Origin of the sequence: Bradyrhizobium sp. 956_D2_N1_4, assembly GCF_052076025.1 — a bacterium.
Classification (GTDB): Bacteria; Pseudomonadota; Alphaproteobacteria; order Rhizobiales; family Xanthobacteraceae; genus Bradyrhizobium; species Bradyrhizobium barranii.
In genome coordinates this window covers 1,872,435-1,887,419 of record NZ_CP197237.1, presented here as the reverse complement: position 1 = coordinate 1,887,419, position 14,985 = coordinate 1,872,435, and the positions used below count along the sequence as shown (strand labels likewise).

At 65.4% G+C, this 14,985-nt stretch carries 16 protein-coding genes; 7 read left to right on the top strand and 9 right to left on the bottom strand.

Annotated elements, in window-relative coordinates; translation table 11 throughout:
* Positions 1-210, bottom strand: a complete 210-nt coding sequence (locus tag AB7535_RS08445; protein ID WP_085401734.1) for a hypothetical protein — start codon at positions 208-210, stop codon at positions 1-3.
* On the bottom strand, positions 207-1,046 hold the full coding sequence (locus tag AB7535_RS08440; protein WP_085401735.1) for an AraC family transcriptional regulator: 840 nt from the start codon (positions 1,044-1,046) through the stop codon (positions 207-209). Before AB7535_RS08440 ends, AB7535_RS08445 begins: the two co-directional genes overlap by 4 nt.
* A gap of 452 nt (positions 1,047-1,498) precedes the next feature.
* On the opposite strand from AB7535_RS08440, the gene AB7535_RS08435 reads away from it, so the two are divergent.
* The 7 genes from AB7535_RS08435 (at position 1,499) to AB7535_RS08405 (ending at position 9,392) form a co-directional block, all read left to right on the top strand.
* Positions 1,499-3,376 (top strand): PAS domain-containing sensor histidine kinase, encoded by a 1,878-nt coding sequence (locus AB7535_RS08435; RefSeq protein ID WP_354074959.1) that lies wholly within the window; start codon positions 1,499-1,501, stop codon positions 3,374-3,376.
* Positions 3,373-4,044, top strand: a complete 672-nt coding sequence (locus AB7535_RS08430; RefSeq protein ID WP_038944749.1) for a response regulator transcription factor — start codon at positions 3,373-3,375, stop codon at positions 4,042-4,044. The genes AB7535_RS08435 and AB7535_RS08430 overlap by 4 nt, the downstream gene beginning before the upstream one ends.
* 100 nt (positions 4,045-4,144) lie before the next feature.
* Positions 4,145-4,525, top strand: a complete 381-nt coding sequence (locus AB7535_RS08425; RefSeq protein ID WP_038955794.1) for a response regulator transcription factor — start codon at positions 4,145-4,147, stop codon at positions 4,523-4,525.
* 153 nt (positions 4,526-4,678) lie between these two features.
* Positions 4,679-6,580: an FUSC family protein gene (locus AB7535_RS08420; protein WP_439037267.1), complete on the top strand. Its 1,902-nt coding sequence runs from the start codon at positions 4,679-4,681 to the stop codon at positions 6,578-6,580.
* The gene (locus AB7535_RS08415) at positions 6,577-6,780 is read left to right on the top strand and encodes a DUF1656 domain-containing protein (RefSeq protein WP_028155834.1); all 204 of its coding nucleotides are present in this window, start codon (positions 6,577-6,579) and stop codon (positions 6,778-6,780) included. The genes AB7535_RS08420 and AB7535_RS08415 overlap by 4 nt, the downstream gene beginning before the upstream one ends.
* A 10-nt stretch (positions 6,781-6,790) precedes the next feature.
* The gene (locus tag AB7535_RS08410; RefSeq protein WP_354112470.1) at positions 6,791-8,089 is read left to right on the top strand and encodes an HlyD family secretion protein; all 1,299 of its coding nucleotides are present in this window, start codon (positions 6,791-6,793) and stop codon (positions 8,087-8,089) included.
* Positions 8,090-8,345: 256 nt separating this feature from the next.
* Positions 8,346-9,392 carry a helix-turn-helix domain-containing protein gene (locus AB7535_RS08405; RefSeq protein WP_063986513.1) on the top strand — a complete coding sequence of 349 codons (1,047 nt, stop codon included), beginning with the start codon at positions 8,346-8,348 and terminating at the stop codon, positions 9,390-9,392.
* Positions 9,393-9,587: 195 nt separating this feature from the next.
* On the opposite strand, the gene AB7535_RS08400 is transcribed toward AB7535_RS08405, so the two are convergent.
* The 7 genes from AB7535_RS08400 to mdcC are packed head-to-tail and all read right to left on the bottom strand — an operon-like array spanning position 9,588 to position 14,977.
* Positions 9,588-10,526 carry a malonate decarboxylase subunit epsilon gene (locus AB7535_RS08400; protein ID WP_085401739.1) on the bottom strand — a complete coding sequence of 313 codons (939 nt, stop codon included), beginning with the start codon at positions 10,524-10,526 and terminating at the stop codon, positions 9,588-9,590.
* Positions 10,527-10,535: 9 nt separating this feature from the next.
* Positions 10,536-11,486 carry an AEC family transporter gene (locus AB7535_RS08395; RefSeq protein ID WP_071915304.1) on the bottom strand — a complete coding sequence of 317 codons (951 nt, stop codon included), beginning with the start codon at positions 11,484-11,486 and terminating at the stop codon, positions 10,536-10,538.
* On the bottom strand, positions 11,483-12,364 hold the full coding sequence (mdcB, locus tag AB7535_RS08390; protein WP_085401740.1) for a triphosphoribosyl-dephospho-CoA synthase MdcB: 882 nt from the start codon (positions 12,362-12,364) through the stop codon (positions 11,483-11,485). Before mdcB ends, AB7535_RS08395 begins: the two co-directional genes overlap by 4 nt.
* Complete coding sequence (gene mdcG / locus AB7535_RS08385) at positions 12,361-13,041, bottom strand: malonate decarboxylase holo-[acyl-carrier-protein] synthase (protein ID WP_085401741.1); 681 nt, start codon at positions 13,039-13,041, stop codon at positions 12,361-12,363. The genes mdcB and mdcG overlap by 4 nt, the downstream gene beginning before the upstream one ends.
* Positions 13,016-13,738 carry a biotin-independent malonate decarboxylase subunit gamma gene (mdcE, locus tag AB7535_RS08380; protein WP_085401742.1) on the bottom strand — a complete coding sequence of 241 codons (723 nt, stop codon included), beginning with the start codon at positions 13,736-13,738 and terminating at the stop codon, positions 13,016-13,018. Before mdcE ends, mdcG begins: the two co-directional genes overlap by 26 nt.
* Positions 13,725-14,663 (bottom strand): biotin-independent malonate decarboxylase subunit beta, encoded by a 939-nt coding sequence (locus tag AB7535_RS08375; RefSeq protein WP_085401743.1) that lies wholly within the window; start codon positions 14,661-14,663, stop codon positions 13,725-13,727. The genes mdcE and AB7535_RS08375 overlap by 14 nt, the downstream gene beginning before the upstream one ends.
* Positions 14,660-14,977, bottom strand: a complete 318-nt coding sequence (mdcC, locus tag AB7535_RS08370; protein ID WP_085401744.1) for a malonate decarboxylase acyl carrier protein — start codon at positions 14,975-14,977, stop codon at positions 14,660-14,662. Before mdcC ends, AB7535_RS08375 begins: the two co-directional genes overlap by 4 nt.
* Between the last annotated feature and the right edge of the window lie 8 nt (positions 14,978-14,985).

The following is a 14,985-nucleotide window of genomic DNA, read 5'->3' as shown; positions in this document are numbered from 1 at the left end:
CTATCGCGCGAGCACCGTGACGATGGTTCGGCAGAAATCGAAAATGAACCGGCCATAGAGAGCGCCGGATCCCGGATCTGAAGATGCCAGGCGATAGGAGTTACCGAGAGCACGGGCGATCTCCAGCACGCCCGTGACTTCATGGTGCGTCATAGCCAGGTGAATGCCGGCCAGCGGCAGCATCAGGGCCTCAATGCCAACACTGCTCATGACGGCCCAACTTCGGCGCGAGGCAGCGGCAGGAATTGCGCAAGGTAGGCGCTCCTCCATTGATAAGGCGTATCGCCGGCGAAACGCTTGAATACCGTCGTGAAATGCGCCTGGGTCTGGAATCCGACGGTCAAGGCAACGTCGACCAGCGAGACGTCGGCGCGCCTCAGCAGTTCCTGGGCGCGTTCGATCCGCCGCTTCAGCAGAAAGTCGTGAGGCCGCATGCCGACGGCCGCGCGGAACTGCGCGGCAAAGTGCATGCGGCTGAGGCCGGCGACCGCCGCCAGATGCTGCAAGGTGATCTTGCCAGCCAAATTCTCGTCGACATATTGCAGCACGCGCTTCAGGCGCCATTTTTGCAATGACCGCACAGACCGGCACCGCTCGTCGGCCTGATGGGTCTCGTTGCGCGCGACGGCCGTCGGCCGGCTGGCTCTGCGGGTCAGGATGGCAAGACGCAAGGCGTCCGCAAGGATGGCGGAGTGAGGATGATGGGCCGCTTCGGTTGCCGCGAGCGCATCGGAGAGGCTTCGCATCACCGGGTCCGGGAACTCGCCTGCACCGGCCTCCCGATCGGTCTCGACGGAAATGCGCGCGAGGCGTTTCGCCGATACCCTGAAGCTGGGCCCGTCGCCGGCGCATCTCCGCACGCCCGGCGGGGGCGTCTCGATGGCCAGGGCCACATCGAGGTGAACGAGGGACAGCGTCATCGCCTTTTCGCCGGCGCGATCGGGACGTTCCGCAAGCCCGGACTGGCAACCATCGATGGCCGAGACGCCGATCGAGCCGACGACATGATCCTTCGCGCCTAGCGGGTGTGACATCTGTAGCGACATCGTCGAACTCCTTGTCCCATTTTCGATCCGGCGAGACCCAATGGCTCGTCCGAATGTGGGAGCAGAGTAGTTCGGCGGTCCCCGCGCTCCATTCTACGCGCGGGTGCACCGGATAGGTTCTCGGGTTGATCGCGTCATACCTAGGTATGACCGTGGCGTCGCCGGCCGCGCGGACGTCCCGTTCGCCGCGATGGCGGAACTGGTCTCGCCCTGCGGTATGTTGACGCGCTCGCCAATGGTCGGAAACTCACGCAAAACCCCGTTTTTGCCGGGGAATGTGCCTCATCGGCACGCGCGCGGGATCGAACCGCGGCAACGTCTTTCAAGAGAGCACGAAAATCATGTTGCCGCATGTTGTCGGCCCGATCAAATCGCGGCATCAACGTGACCGAAAATGAGCAGAGCGACCACCAGCGACGATGACCAGTCTTGATCGGGCCACGGGTTCATCGATGAGCCGCGCCGGCTTGCGGTTCTGGTCTGCCGTCCTCGCTTTCGCGGTTTTCCTGGTCGATGTGCTGACGCCGCTCGAGGGCGCGGTCGCAGTTCTCTACGTCGTTGCGATCCTGCTCGCGGCGAGGACGCACCGGCGTAACGACATCATCGCCGCCGCTGTCGGCTGCAGCGTCCTGACCATAACCGCCTATCTACTGTCGCACGATCTGGAGGCGATCGCCTCGCCTGCCCTTCGTGCGCTGGTGAGCCTCGCAGCCATCGGAATCACGACCTTGCTGGCGCTCCAGAATCAGGCGGCGACGAAGCGCCTCGCGGCGCAGGCGCGCCTGCTCAATCTCTCGCATGACATGATCTTCGTCAGGGATCGCGGCGGCGTGATCAGTTTCTGGAACAGGGCCGCGGAACAGGCCTACGGCTGGTCGGCCGACGAGGCGGTCGGGCAACTCGCCGACGCGCTGCTGAGAACCAAATATCCCGACCGGCGAGAGGCCATCGAGGCCGGCCTGCTCGACATCGGCCGATGGGAAGGCAGGCTGGAGCAGCGGACGAAGGCCGGCGGCGCACTCACCGTCGATGCAAGATGGGCGCTCCAGCACGACCATCTCGGCAAACCCGTTGGAGTCCTTGAAACCCACACCGACGTCACGGACCGCGTCGCGGCACATAACGCGCTGGTGCAGAGCGAGCAGCGATACCGCCGGATGTTCGACGCAAGCCGGGTCGGCATCGTCGAGGAGGATTGGAGCGCAGTGCGGACCGCGCTGAATTCGCTGGAGACCGGAGGCGCCACGTTGCGGGACTACCTTGCACGAAATCCTGAATTCGTGCGGCATGTCCGCCGGCTCGCCAGAATTACCGACGTCAATCCGGCCCTCCAGAAGATGGCGGGAGCAAGCGACTCTGCGGCCTTCATCGCGAACGTGGACAGGCTTCTGGACGAGAACCACCGCCGTTTCCTCGGCGCGCTGATCGCATTCGCGGAAGGAGAGCGGTTCCACGAAGGCGAGACCGATTTCGTGAGTCTCGACGGACGCAAGGTTCCCGTCATGTTTACGATCACCTTTCCGGCCGAGCCCGACGGAGATCGCAACGTGCTCGCCTTCGTCATCGACATCACCGAGCGCAAGCAGGCACAGGATGCGCTGCTCGCGGCGCAGGCGGAGCTGGCGCATGCCGCGCGCGTCGCCACCCTCGGCGAGCTCAGCGCGTCCATTGCCCACGAGGTGAATCAGCCTCTGGCAGCGATCGTCACCAGCGGCGAGGCTGGCTTGCGGTGGCTGCGCCGCGACGTGCCCGATCTCAAGGAGGTTGCGGCGACGATCGGTCACGTCGTTGCTCAGGGCCGCCGCGCCAGCGAGATCGTGACCCGCATCCGGACTTTCCTGAAGAAGGCCCCTACCCAGCAGGATCTGCTGCAGATCGACGAGATCATCGAGGAAGCGACCCTCCTGGTCGCGCGCGAGCTCGTCAAGGACGACGTCACCCTCATCGTCGAGACGGAGCATGGCCTGCCGCCGGTTCGCGGCGACCGGATCCAGCTTCAGCAGGTCCTGGTCAATCTTCTGATCAATGCCGGCCAGGCCATGTCAGGCCGGCCTGGTTCCCGCACCGTTACGCTGCGCGCCGGAACCGTGGACGGCGAAAACCTCGCCATCACGGTCGAGGACAGCGGCCCGGGCATCCAGCCGGACGACCTGCCGCGCCTGTTTGATCCGTTCTTCACCACCAAGGGCGGCGGCATGGGCATGGGACTTGCGATCTGCCGAACGACGGTGGAAGCTCACGGCGGCCGATTGTCCGTGGAGAGCTCTCCGGGCTCGGGCGCGACATTCCACCTGACACTGCCATTTAGCCAAGAACACGCCTTGCCATGACACGACCAAACCAAGTGCAACCGCCGGCCCAATCCTCCAGTTCAGTCGTCATCATCGTTGATGACGACGCGAGCATTCGTGCCTCGCTCGACAGCCTGTTCCGATCCGTCGGCCTCGAGACACGCCTGTTCGGCTCACCGGCCGAGCTGCTTGGCGGCGTCATGCCCGACAAACCGGCCTGCATCGTGCTGGACGTCCGGCTCCCGGGCGTGAGCGGCCTCGATCTCCAGGGGCAACTGACCCGCCAGGGCATCAGATATCCAATCATCTTCATGACCGGTCATGGGGACATTCCAATGTCGGTGCGCGCCATGAAGGCTGGCGCCGTGGATTTCCTGTCCAAGCCGTTTCGCGATCAGGACATGCTCGATGCAGTGACGGCAGCGCTCGAGCGCGATGCGCAGCGCCGTGCGGAAGCCGCGACGAAGGAGGATATCCGGATCCAGTATGAGAGCCTGACGGCGCGCGAGCGCGAGGTGATGGGCCATGTGACCGCCGGCTTGATGAACAAGCAGGTGGCAGGCCTGATCGGCCTCAGCGAGATCACCGTCAAGATCCACCGCGGCAACGTCATGCGCAAGATGGAGGTCCGGTCGCTGGCCGACCTCGTTCGCAAGGCCGAAGCGCTCGGGATTTCCCAGAACCGAAAGACTACGGACCAAACCTGAGTATAATTCCGGCGGGACTGCCGCACGGTGCATAAGGCCCCATCGGCCGCCCAATGGGAGATATCCTCCCTGCGGAACACAGCGGTCAGGATGTGTGCCAATGGCCAAAACCCCGGTGATTGCGATCGTGGACGACGACGAAGGCGTGCGCGCGTCGCTGGCGAGCCTCGTGCGTTCGCTCGGCTATGAAGCCCACGCCTACGAGTCCGGCGTCGCCTTCCTGCGGGAACCGGCGGGAGAAGATCCGGCCTGCATGATCGCCGACGTTCAGATGCCGGTCATTACCGGCGATGAATTGCAGGCTCGCCTGGTTGCCTCCGGCCGCCATTTCCCGATCATTTTCATGACCGCTTTCCCGAGCGAACCCGTGCGCCAGCGCGTCATGGCGGCTGGCGCGCATTGCTATCTCGGCAAGCCATCCAGCGGCGACGAGATCATCCGCCGCCTCGAAGAGGCCCTGGCGGGCCACGCGCCGCAATAGTCGGGCCCCGGCTCGGGCAAACTGCGCCTTCCCGGCGTGCGTTCCCGAAAGCAGGTTGATGGACCGAAAATACCGGCCGGCACAGCTCATGCTCCCCTTTGATTTCGCGACGCCGGCAGGCCGCATGCTTTGCCGCGCATGGAGGGAGCATAATTGCCAGGTGACGCCACCAGCGCTGCCGATGACATCCGCCCGCGGGTCTTCGCCGGCTTCCCGGTGAGTTCCTGGGCGTTCGCGCTGCGCGTCCTGCTGGCAATGCTCCTCGCACTCTATGTGAGCTTCTGGCTCGAACTCGAATCCCCCTCGTCGGCAGCCGTCACCGTGGCAATCCTGGCGCTGCCCACGCGCGCGCAGGGCATGGAAAAGGCGGGCTATCGGCTGCTCGCAACCGCCATCGGCGTGATCGCATCGATCGCCATCGCCGGCACCTTTTCCCAAACCGGCGCGCTGCTGCCCGCAGTGTTGGGGATCTGGGTCGGACTTTGCGTCTACGTCGCCGGGATGCTGGACGGCAATCGCGCTTATGCGGCGGCTCTCAGCTGCATCACCGTTGCCCTGATTGCCATCCAACAGATCGACAGCCCGTTGCAAGTGTTTCCGACCGGCGTCGCCCGGGGCGCCGCCATCGCCATCGGCGTCCTCGCGGTCGCTCTGGTCAACGAGGTGCTCGCCGCGCCGGACTATCATCCGGTTCTGGCGAACCGCCTCGAAACACTGCATCACCGGGTCACGGAGTTCGCGCAACGCGCCGTCCGCGGTGAAGCCTCATCCGCGACGGCTGCTGCGGACATGTTGCGCGATGTCGCGGCCCTGCATCCGGAGATCGCGAGCCTCGTCACGGAGTCGATCAGCGGCTCGGCCAGAACCGCAGCCGCACGCTCCGCGATGGTGGGCCTCGTGAGCGAGCTCGCGCTCGCCCGCACGCTTGCCGCGCTGCCGGCCGCATCCGCGACGTCCCGGGACGACCGAGACCCCGGCGCCTCCGGCCTGATCGCGATCTGCCGGACCAATCTGCGCGACGAGATCATCCGCAGGAATGCAGACGTGCGCGAAAGTCTCGAGGCACTGCGGGCCGGGAACTATCCACTCCGGCAATGGCGCGCGCCGCTTTACCGCTCGCCTCGCATTGCGGCGGAAGCCGGCGTCAGGGCCGCGATCCACTTCATCCTCATTGCAATCATCTTCGTGATGGCGGGATGGCCGACCACCGCGCTCTGCCTCTCGCTTGCCGCAGTGATCATCGGCCTGAGTGCGACGGCTCCGGATCCGCGCGCCTTCACGACACTGGCGGTCTTTGCCATGCCGATCGCATGCCTGCTCGCCGGCATCCTGAAATACCTCGTCTTCAACGGCGTATCCGAGTTTCAACTGCTGGCGATCGGCCTTGCGCCTCTCGTGATCGGCGCAGCGCTGCTGATCACGCTGCCGAGCGGCATCCTGCCGCCGCTCGGCCGGCTCTCCCTCGTATTCACGCTTGTCATTCTCGCACCGAGCAATCCGCAGAGCTACGACCCCGACGTATTCCTTGTGACGTGTCTATTTGCCCAGCTTTCCTCGGTTCTGGTCTTCGCAGCGCAGCTCCTGCTGCCGTCCTTGTCCGGCGAACGGAGGATCCGGCTGCTGCTGGACGAGGCCCATCGCGAGCTGAGCCGCCTCGATTCCGGGCGAGCCCGGCATCTCGCGCCGGAGGAAGCCGCGTTTCGCGATGCCGCCCGGATCGAGCAGATCCTGACGACGAACGGCGCCACGGCACCTCCCCCGCGGGTCGTCGCGGAAGCGCTGCGCTGCTTCGACGAGGCCGTGGTGCTGCGACGGTGCCATGCCGAACTGGACCGCCTGGCCGAGACCTCACTCGGCGACGCGGCGCGCGCCGCGCGAGCCGCGCTCACCCTACGCGATGGAGGCGCAATCCTGACTGCCGCCGAGGCGCTGCGCCAGACGGCTGCCCGAAGCAACCTGTCTGTCGATCCGGTGCTCGCCGCGCTCGTTCCGGCCAGCATCGTCCTCGAACCATGGCAGGGTTTCGCCGGTTCCGGCCAGGGGACGCATCCGTGACGAATACTTATCGTGAACTCGTCGTGGGCGGCGTGCTGATCGCCCCGATCGTGTCCTATGCGGCCACGGCGCTGCTCGCATTCCTGCTGCTCCGCCCGGTGCTGCGCTTCGTGGGATTTACAAGAATCTTCAGCAACCCGTCGCTGGCCGAGCTCTGCCTCTACGTGTCGATCTTCGGCCTGCTCGCGCTCTTTTGCTAGGGAGAAAGTCATGGACGCGGCTCTGCCTCGAGATGCGGCCTTTCCGCCCCACCCCGAATCTTCAGCCGAAGCACGGGCGGACGCAGCCGACGCCGTCGCGTGTTCCAGCCCGACGGAGGCCGCGGCGCGCGCGACCAGCGACCGCGCCGCGAACGATGGCGAAGCTTCCCGGCAGGCGACGTCATTGACGCGGTCGCTGCGCAAGGCCGCCGGGCGTTTCATGGCTGGCGTCGGCAAGCATTTTGCCACCCTTGCCATCGCCCTGGTCGCTATTCTGATATCGGTTGCAACCTGGCAGCACTATGTCACCGCGCCCTGGACGCGCAATGGCAGCGTGCGCGTGCAGGTCGCCAATGTCGCGCCGCAGATCGCAGGCAAAATCGTGGAGCTGCGGGTGGCCGACAACCAGTTCGTCCACAAGGGTGACGTGCTCTACGTCATCGATCCCTTCGACTTCGACGTAGCCGTCCGCATCGGCATGGCCCTCGTCGACCAGCGAGCGGCGGACCTCGAGGTGAAGCAGGCCGAGTCCGACCGGCGCCGGCGTCTGTCCGACCTCGCGACGACGCCAGAGGAGCAGCAGATCTTCGCCGGCAATGCCTCGCAGGCGAAGGCCGCCTACGCAGCGGCCGCTCACCAGCTTGCACAGGCGGAATTGAACTTGAAGCGCACCAATGTGCTCAGCCCCGTCGACGGCTATGTCACCAATCTCCTGCTACGTGTCGGCGACTATGCGCTGACCGGCGTCACCAACGTCTCCATCATCGATTCCAACAGCTTCTGGATCGACGGTTATTTCGAGGAAACCAAGATGGCGCATGTCTGCGTCGGCGATCGCGTCGAGGCACAGCTCATCGGTTACTCCAAGCCGATCCTGGGACATGTGAAAACCGTGACCCGCGGCATCAGCCCGTCAAACGCCGCGGCGGGCACGCAAGGTCTGCCCAACGTGGACCCGATCTACACCTGGGTGCGGCTTGCACAGCGCATACCGGTTCGTGTCGCCATCGACACGGTGCCGCCGGGCGTGCCGTTGGTCTCCGGCATGACGGCCACGGTGACGATCCGACAGCCCGATGCGGTCGATCGCCAGACCTGGCCTCATCGGCTCCGCACGACCTTCGTGGACCCAATGTTCGATGTGTTCGGCGCAGGAGATCCGCCGCGACCCAACTGCCTCCAATCCCCATCCCAGCAGCCTCCCGAGGTGACGGCGCTTCCCTACGCGCGGGTGCCCGCAATTCCGCCGGCGGAGAAGATCGCGCCCGGACTCACCCCCGGCATCGATGCCTCGCCACGCCTTCCCTGAATCCGGTCAGATCGCCCGACCTGAAGAGAGCTGCATCGCGCCGCAACATCGGAGCTCACAGCGCAGGCCTTTGATTCTTCTTGCTTAATTCGGAGTTTCGCGACGTTCCGACGCACCTGCAGCTTTCGCAAAATCTAACACGATTTCAGCAACGCTAACGGGCCTTGTGGCGGCATCAGACATATCGTTCGAGCGTCAACCAATGGCATTCAGCAGCCGTCACCGCGGCAGCGGAATCCAAAAGACGGGACGAACGATGCTCACCGATATGCAAGCGGCCGGCGCCCGATTGACACATCAACCCGGCGCCCGCGAACCGGATTTCTCTCAGGGGGCACGCGCATTCCCCCACGAACGAAAATGGCGCCAGCCCGAGCAACGCGCGGGCGTCGCGCGCGAGGACATCACGATCTCGCGCTTTACCTATGCGCAGACGGCCGTCAGGCGCGAGGATGCAACGACGCCTCCCGACCGGTACTTCTTCTCGATCGCCCTGAAGAGCACACGTCTCAAGCTGACCAGAGGCAGTCAGACCATTTTCGACGGCGCCATGCCGGCAGGCACACTCTATGTCGGCGCGCCGTCGAAGCCGCTCCGCGCGCAGTTTCTTGCGCCGTGCGATTTCCTGCACTTCCACATCTCGGCCAATTGCTTTCCATCTCCACAGCAGGGAACGGAGCCGCTCGCGCCCGAATGCCTGAACGATCTCCTTCTGTTGCGCGACCCGTTCGCCGAGCAGCTCGCAAAGGCGCTGACCGAACAAGGCCATTCGGCCGATCGCGAATTTGCGTGCTGCATCGCCCAGACGCTGGTGATGCACGTCGCTCGGCGCGAGCCCCCGCGTACGAAAGTCAACGCCTTGCCGAAATGGCGGCTCCGACGCGTCGAGGAGTATGTCAGGGCGCGCTTCGACCACTCCATCAGCCTGTCCGACCTCGCCGGCGTCGCGGGATTGTCCCGGATGCACTTCGCAGCGCAGTTTCGCGCCGCGACTGGATACCGGCCGCGCGAGTATCTCCTGCAACAGCGCATCGAGCATGCAAAATCTCTCCTGTCGAATACCGAGACGCCGCTGGTCGAGGCGGCGCTGGCCGTCGGTTTCTGCACGCAGGCGCATTTCTCGACCGTCTTCAAACGTCTGACAGGCGACACGCCGGCACGTTGGCGGTGCACCAGCCGGAACGCATTGGCGTCACCCAGGCTCGCTGAATGCGACCCGGTTCCGTCACGCGAGCCGGTGTCTCATGTCCTGCCGGCGGACCTCCGTGAATCATGCGAAATGAGAAACAGCGTGGGGACGTGAAATACTTTGCACGCGGGATCGGCGATGTTGGCAATGTTAGTGACTGAGACCCCCAAGTCACGGCTCGAGCCTTCTCCTCCCAGGCATGCGAGCATTGGGCCGTCCTCCCCACAAGGACGGCCCCTTTTTTTGCCGCGCCGCACGTCGATCCGGAGCGCGCCGTCCGTCCGATTCCGGAACGAAGCTGTTGCCATTTCAGTCGCTGAGATGCCGCGCAAGCCAGTTGCGCACGCCCTGAAGACTCCTGAAATCATCCAGCGACCGCACCGGAAGGCCGGGCTCGATGCTCGCAACCATCCGGCTCAGTGCATGTCCAGGTCCAAATTCGAGAAATGCCGTGGCACCCGCTTCGAGACAGCTTTGCAGGCAATTTCCCCACTGCACGGTTTGCGAGATCTGCGCGGCGAGCTTGTCGTGGCCCGTCTCGGCGGAGACGACCGAACCGCCATCGATGCCGCTCAGGATGCGCGCACCGGCGGCCGACGGGAACGCCACCGGCGCCGACCGCAAGACTTCGCGAAACACGACCGACGCCTCGGCGAGCCGTCCGGTGTGGGAGGCAACCCGAACCGGCAGATCGACGATCCTTGTGGCGCGCATCGCCCTCGCCTCTCCGGCAATCCCGTTCAATGCCTCCCGGCCACCGCCGACCACGAAGGCATCGCCTGGATTGACGATGGCGATCGCCGCGCCGTGGCGCTCGCAAAGGCGGGTCATATCGTCATGTGAAAGACCACGGACAAAGATCAGCCCGTCACCGGCGCAGGTGGCGGCGTCCATCGCTTCCGCGCGGCGCACCGCGAGGTCAAGCGTGAGGACCGGTTCGAACAAATCTCCCACGCCCCATGCCGCCACCTCACCGACGCTGTAGCCTGCGATGATGGCGCCATGTGGAATGATGTCCCTGAGCCCGGCAGCGGCGGCCAGTGCCTGCAACGTGCATAGAATCTGGCCGGACCGGTTGCGATGCAGAGCCTCGTCAGATTCGCTGCGCACGAAATCGCGCGGATCCCTGCCGCCCAGCAACGTTGCCGCGTGTGCAAACAGGTGCGTCGCTTCCGGCGCATCGCCCGTCAGGGCGAACATGTCCCGATGCTGTCCGCCTTGTCCCGAGCACAGGATCGCAAGTGTCATGATCGCCGCCTAGTGCGGAAAGAGCACGGCGATCGCAACCGCCATGGTCGCGACGCTGAATCCGGTGCTCGAAATGACCATCGATCCGACCGCTGCCGAGTCCAGCCGGTAGTTGACCGCAAACAGGATGCCGAAAAAGCCGGAAGGCACCGCGGCGAGCAGAATGGCCGTCCTCGCTGTGTCGGGAGCGATTGGAAAGACGTGAGTGATTGCAACGGCTGCGAGCGGCCGAACCACGTCCGCGGCCACGGTTGCGGCCGCGATCTTCCAGTTCAGGCGGAACGACTGTGCCGACAGGATGGCTCCGGTGAGAAACAGCGCGACGCCGGCGGCCGAACTCCCGATCAGCGCGAGGCACGCATGAGCGAGCGCGTTGAGGCTCAGATCCGACACCGAAAACAGGATGCCGAACACGGGCGCGAGCACGACCGGCTTGGTGATCGCACGCCCCACTGCCGTCAGCATCTGCCGCGCCGCCATTTCCTCGCCACGGGACCTGGCGGCGTCCATTTCCGCCATGATCAGGGTCACCGGGCTGATGAGGACCGAACCGGTTGCCAATGCGACGGCGACCGGAACGGCGCCCGCCTGTCCCGCGACGGATGTCAGGATTGGAAGACCGACGCCGGCAAGATTTGGAAAGCCGACCGTGAGTGCCTGAATCGACGCATCGGGCCGCGACACCTTGAACAACCTGCGCGCGGCAAGATACCAGGCGGCATAGAGCAACGACATCGTTATGCCGAGCACCAGAAACAGCGGAACCTGCTCGATCATCTCACTGCGCGACGCTGAGGCGGTCGCGGCGAACAGGGACGCCGGCACGGCGAAATCCATCACGAGTGCGTTGAGAGCATCGACATGAAGATTGTCGACGACATGAAACCTTCCGGCGGCGTATCCAAGCAGCAAGACAAAGAACACCGGCACCAGCGCCATCAGGATTGCATTGGACATCATGGCCCCGGCGCGTCGTGGGCATCGACGAAGAGCGACATCGCAAGCAGGTCAGCCGAGCCACCGGGACTGAGACGACGGGCGACGAAGCTCTCATGGATCCATTGCGCGCTGACGCGCCAGCCGGGAGCGCGCACGCCGCCGGCGTCGATGAAGCGACGTGCCGCGCGACGCGCAAAACGAAGCCCCTCGAGCCCGCCACGATGCAGCAGATTCGTGTCTTCCACCGACGCAATCAGGGCAAAGCACGCTTCGACCCGAGCCGCTTCCGCATCCTCGGGCGTGGCAGGCATTGTTCTCCGCAGGGCCGGCAAGCCGATCCGGTAGACGCTGGGAAACCCGCTCGCCGCCTCGATACGGGCTCCGCCTGCGCGAAAGCGGCGGCGAGCAGCGCTGCCATGGCTGTGCAGCAACACCGGACCGTCGAGTATGCTGGCGCCCCAGAGGCGTGCCACGACGTCGCCGAGCGGACGTGCCGGATCGACCAGCCCGCCGGCCCTCGCACCGGCCGCCGCGCACAACAGGCCAAGACCGAAGATCGCGCCGCGATGCGTATTGACGCCCGCGGTCGCCTCGAGCATCGCCCGTTCGGCCTCCAGGCCGATGACCCGCAGCACTCCCATGCCGCAACCGAGCGCGCCCGCTTCGGCAAGACTTTGAAGGTAAGGCCTGATGGCCGCAGCGCTGCGACGAAACGTGCCGGCATCCATGTCGACGTGACTACCATTGTCGACATGGCTCACGAGCCCCGGCTTGGGCCAGGTTTCCAGCTCCATGGCAAGGCAATCGGCAGCGAAGCCGCCGATGGCCCAGATACCGGACGGCATCTGCCTCCGGCTGGAAACAAGCGGTTCGATGCTTCGTGCGGCCGCTGTGGTCATGATCCCATCGCTCCCGAAATGAATCGATCCCTGTCGAGCAGGGCTACGCACCCGATGGTCTTGACCAGAAGCTGGTCCGTGCCGGCATGGAATTCGCGCCAGTTCACCGCTGCACCATCCGCGCGCATCAATTCGCCATCGAGCCGCATCGGCGCATCGGTCTCGATCGCAGCCACGTCGGCGGCGAGACGATCCAGATCGGCTTCGCGGGGGAACGCGAACAGGACATCGAGGTCGGAACGAGCGGTCACGTAATCGAGCCCGGTCAGCGATTGCCATGCGAGGCTGCCGAACACGCGCACGTCCACCGAATGACGAAGCGCGAGCCCGTCGAGCCGATCGAGCGTCGGCCACCAGTTGCGCGGCGCCGAGGCGCGCACCTGCCGCAGCGCGGGCGGCCTCGCGACCGATGTGACGTGGTCGATATCCGCGAGAAACGACAGCCGCTTCTTGCCGGCGGAGGGCGGCAACGGCAGGCCGAGTGCAAGGCCGGTCGCTTCGCTAGGTAGAGCGCGCCGCCTGATGGTCGGCCATCCCATTTCGGACCAACGCGAAACCAGCGGGTCGGCTGCGAGATCGCCGCGCATCCCGATCATCGCGCGCCAACCCTGCGGGCTGACAAAGACGAGGTCGTGGCGACCGGCCGGCGGTTCACCGGATTTGCAGGGCAAGGTCACGAACGCGCTCCGCGATATCGGCGGCCTTCGGCCGGCCACCGCGCTCCTTGCCGAGCGCATCTCTTCGATCCCGCGCAGCCGGCATGTCGGCGAGCAGCGCCTCCAGCTGGTCTGCGAGCGAGGTGGCGTCGCTCCATGTCATATGAACGGCACCCATCTGCTCGAGATTGGAGAGCCCCGGCGCAAAAACCGGCGTCGATTTGGCTTTCTCCTCAAGAGCGGCCATCGACAATTTGGTGACCTTCGCCATCGACGGCAGATCCATCACCGCGGGAGAGGCGCCGGGCAATCCGACCAGCACGCGCGTCGCAAGGCCCGTCGCAAGCAGGGCCCCCGCAGCCGAGTGGCCGTAAAGAAGACCGATGGTCGGGCGACCGTGCATATCCGCGTGGATCAGCACTTTCGCCAGATGCGCGAGGAATTCGTTGAGCCCGAGCAGCTCGTCACGCTTGCTCATGCGCTGGCTGTCGCTGTCGACGAGCACCAGGATCGGTCCGCTCCCCCGGTCGATCGACTCCAGGACATGCGCGGAAAGTCTGATCGCCTCGTCGACGCCGAGCGCAGTCCGATCCGCAACACCAATCACGAGTATCCTGCCACCGGATCGCAGCGTCGCGGCGCCAGCAATGACGCCATTGTCGTTCCTGACCTCATGGCCATCGGGAAACAGCGAGGCGAGAATGTCATCGAGCGTCACGGCTGCTCCTCCCGATCCTGCTAGCAAGCGCAATGAACTGGTCGGCCGGCAATTCCGGAACTGTTTCCGCATGCGCAACACCTTCCGCGGTCCAGATATCGACGGCGTCCTGGCAAGCGCCGAAGCGGCGCAACCTGTCGGCCAGACGCCCCTGCTCCGCCCTGAGCCGGTCGAGGCCGAAGGGGCCAATCAACCCGATCAGCTCGAGTGCGGCCTCGCGAAAATCCTGCACAGTGTCACCGGCGAAGACGTCGGCTGCGCCGAGCAGCCGCCGGTGCTTGCCGCCCATGGTGCGCCAGACCAGGGCACGGTCACGGGAGTCGAATTCCTCGACGCCGCGGTTGGTCTCGATCACCTCGGGGCCCGACACCGCGATGCGTCCCGCCTCCGAAACGGCGAGCGCGGAGCAACAGCCCGCGATCAGACCGCCGCCGCCATAGCAGCCGGAGCGCCCGCCGATCAGGCCGATGACCTTCACGCCGGCACTGCGCGCCTCAATCACCGCGCGCATGATCTCGGCGATGGCGAGTTCACCGGCATTGGCCTCCTGCAGACGGACGCCGCCGGTATCGAGCAGGATCAGAACGGGGATCGATCCGATCTCGCGCGCCGCGCGGAGCAGACCCAGCAGTTTGGCGCCGTGCACCTCGCCGAAGGCGCCGCCCATGAAACGTCCTTCCTGTGCGGCGACGAATACCGGCGCGCCGCCGAGCCGGCCATGGCCGACGACGATGCCGTCATCGAACTGCTCGGGAAGGCCGAATATCTCCAGATGCGGACTGACCTCGCGCTGTTCCGGCCCGATGAACTCGACCAGGCTGCCGGCATCAAGCAGCAGATCAAGCCTCGTCCGCGCCGATGCCTCGTTGAAGCTTGTGCTGCGGGCCCGTTCGGCCGGGGCGATGTGCGGGAGCGGCGCAGTCATTGCTCGCTCCCCTCGATCAATCGCACCGCCTGCGCCAGCCGAAGCGATACCGTGTCGGGCCGCGCGCCGCCGTCATTGATGGAAAATTTCAGCCCGCCGGGCGAATAGCGCTCGACGAAATCGCCAATGACGGCGCTCCAGACTTCGCCGAAGCCCATCGCCGCGGTTTTGATCTCGACCGCGCATTCGGCATCCGGCAGGACGCGCTCGACCAGGACTTCCAGATTGCCCGAGGCGACCACGCCCACGATCGCGCTCCGCCTGATGCCGCCCGCGCGCTCGCGAACCGGGTGATGAAAGCTGAGATCTTCCATGGCCTGTC

Bases quoted from the DNA above. Each gene is read 5' to 3' on its own strand.
- AB7535_RS08400 (WP_085401739.1), bottom strand. From the start codon at position 10,526: ATGACACTTGCGATCCTGTGCTCGGGACAAGGCGGACAGCATCGGGAC.
- AB7535_RS08395 (WP_071915304.1), bottom strand. From the start codon at position 11,486: ATGATGTCCAATGCAATCCTGATGGCGCTGGTGCCGGTGTTCTTTGTC.
- AB7535_RS08435 (WP_354074959.1), top strand. From the start codon at position 1,499: ATGAGCCGCGCCGGCTTGCGGTTCTGGTCTGCCGTCCTCGCTTTCGCG.
- AB7535_RS08445 (WP_085401734.1), bottom strand. From the start codon at position 210: ATGAGCAGTGTTGGCATTGAGGCCCTGATGCTGCCGCTGGCCGGCATT.
- AB7535_RS08375 (WP_085401743.1), bottom strand. From the start codon at position 14,663: ATGACTGCGCCGCTCCCGCACATCGCCCCGGCCGAACGGGCCCGCAGC.
- mdcB (WP_085401740.1), bottom strand. From the start codon at position 12,364: ATGACCACAGCGGCCGCACGAAGCATCGAACCGCTTGTTTCCAGCCGG.
- AB7535_RS08440 (WP_085401735.1), bottom strand. From the start codon at position 1,046: ATGTCGCTACAGATGTCACACCCGCTAGGCGCGAAGGATCATGTCGTC.
- AB7535_RS08425 (WP_038955794.1), top strand. From the start codon at position 4,145: ATGGCCAAAACCCCGGTGATTGCGATCGTGGACGACGACGAAGGCGTG.
- AB7535_RS08430 (WP_038944749.1), top strand. From the start codon at position 3,373: ATGACACGACCAAACCAAGTGCAACCGCCGGCCCAATCCTCCAGTTCA.
- AB7535_RS08410 (WP_354112470.1), top strand. From the start codon at position 6,791: ATGGACGCGGCTCTGCCTCGAGATGCGGCCTTTCCGCCCCACCCCGAA.
- AB7535_RS08405 (WP_063986513.1), top strand. From the start codon at position 8,346: ATGCTCACCGATATGCAAGCGGCCGGCGCCCGATTGACACATCAACCC.
- mdcC (WP_085401744.1), bottom strand. From the start codon at position 14,977: ATGGAAGATCTCAGCTTTCATCACCCGGTTCGCGAGCGCGCGGGCGGC.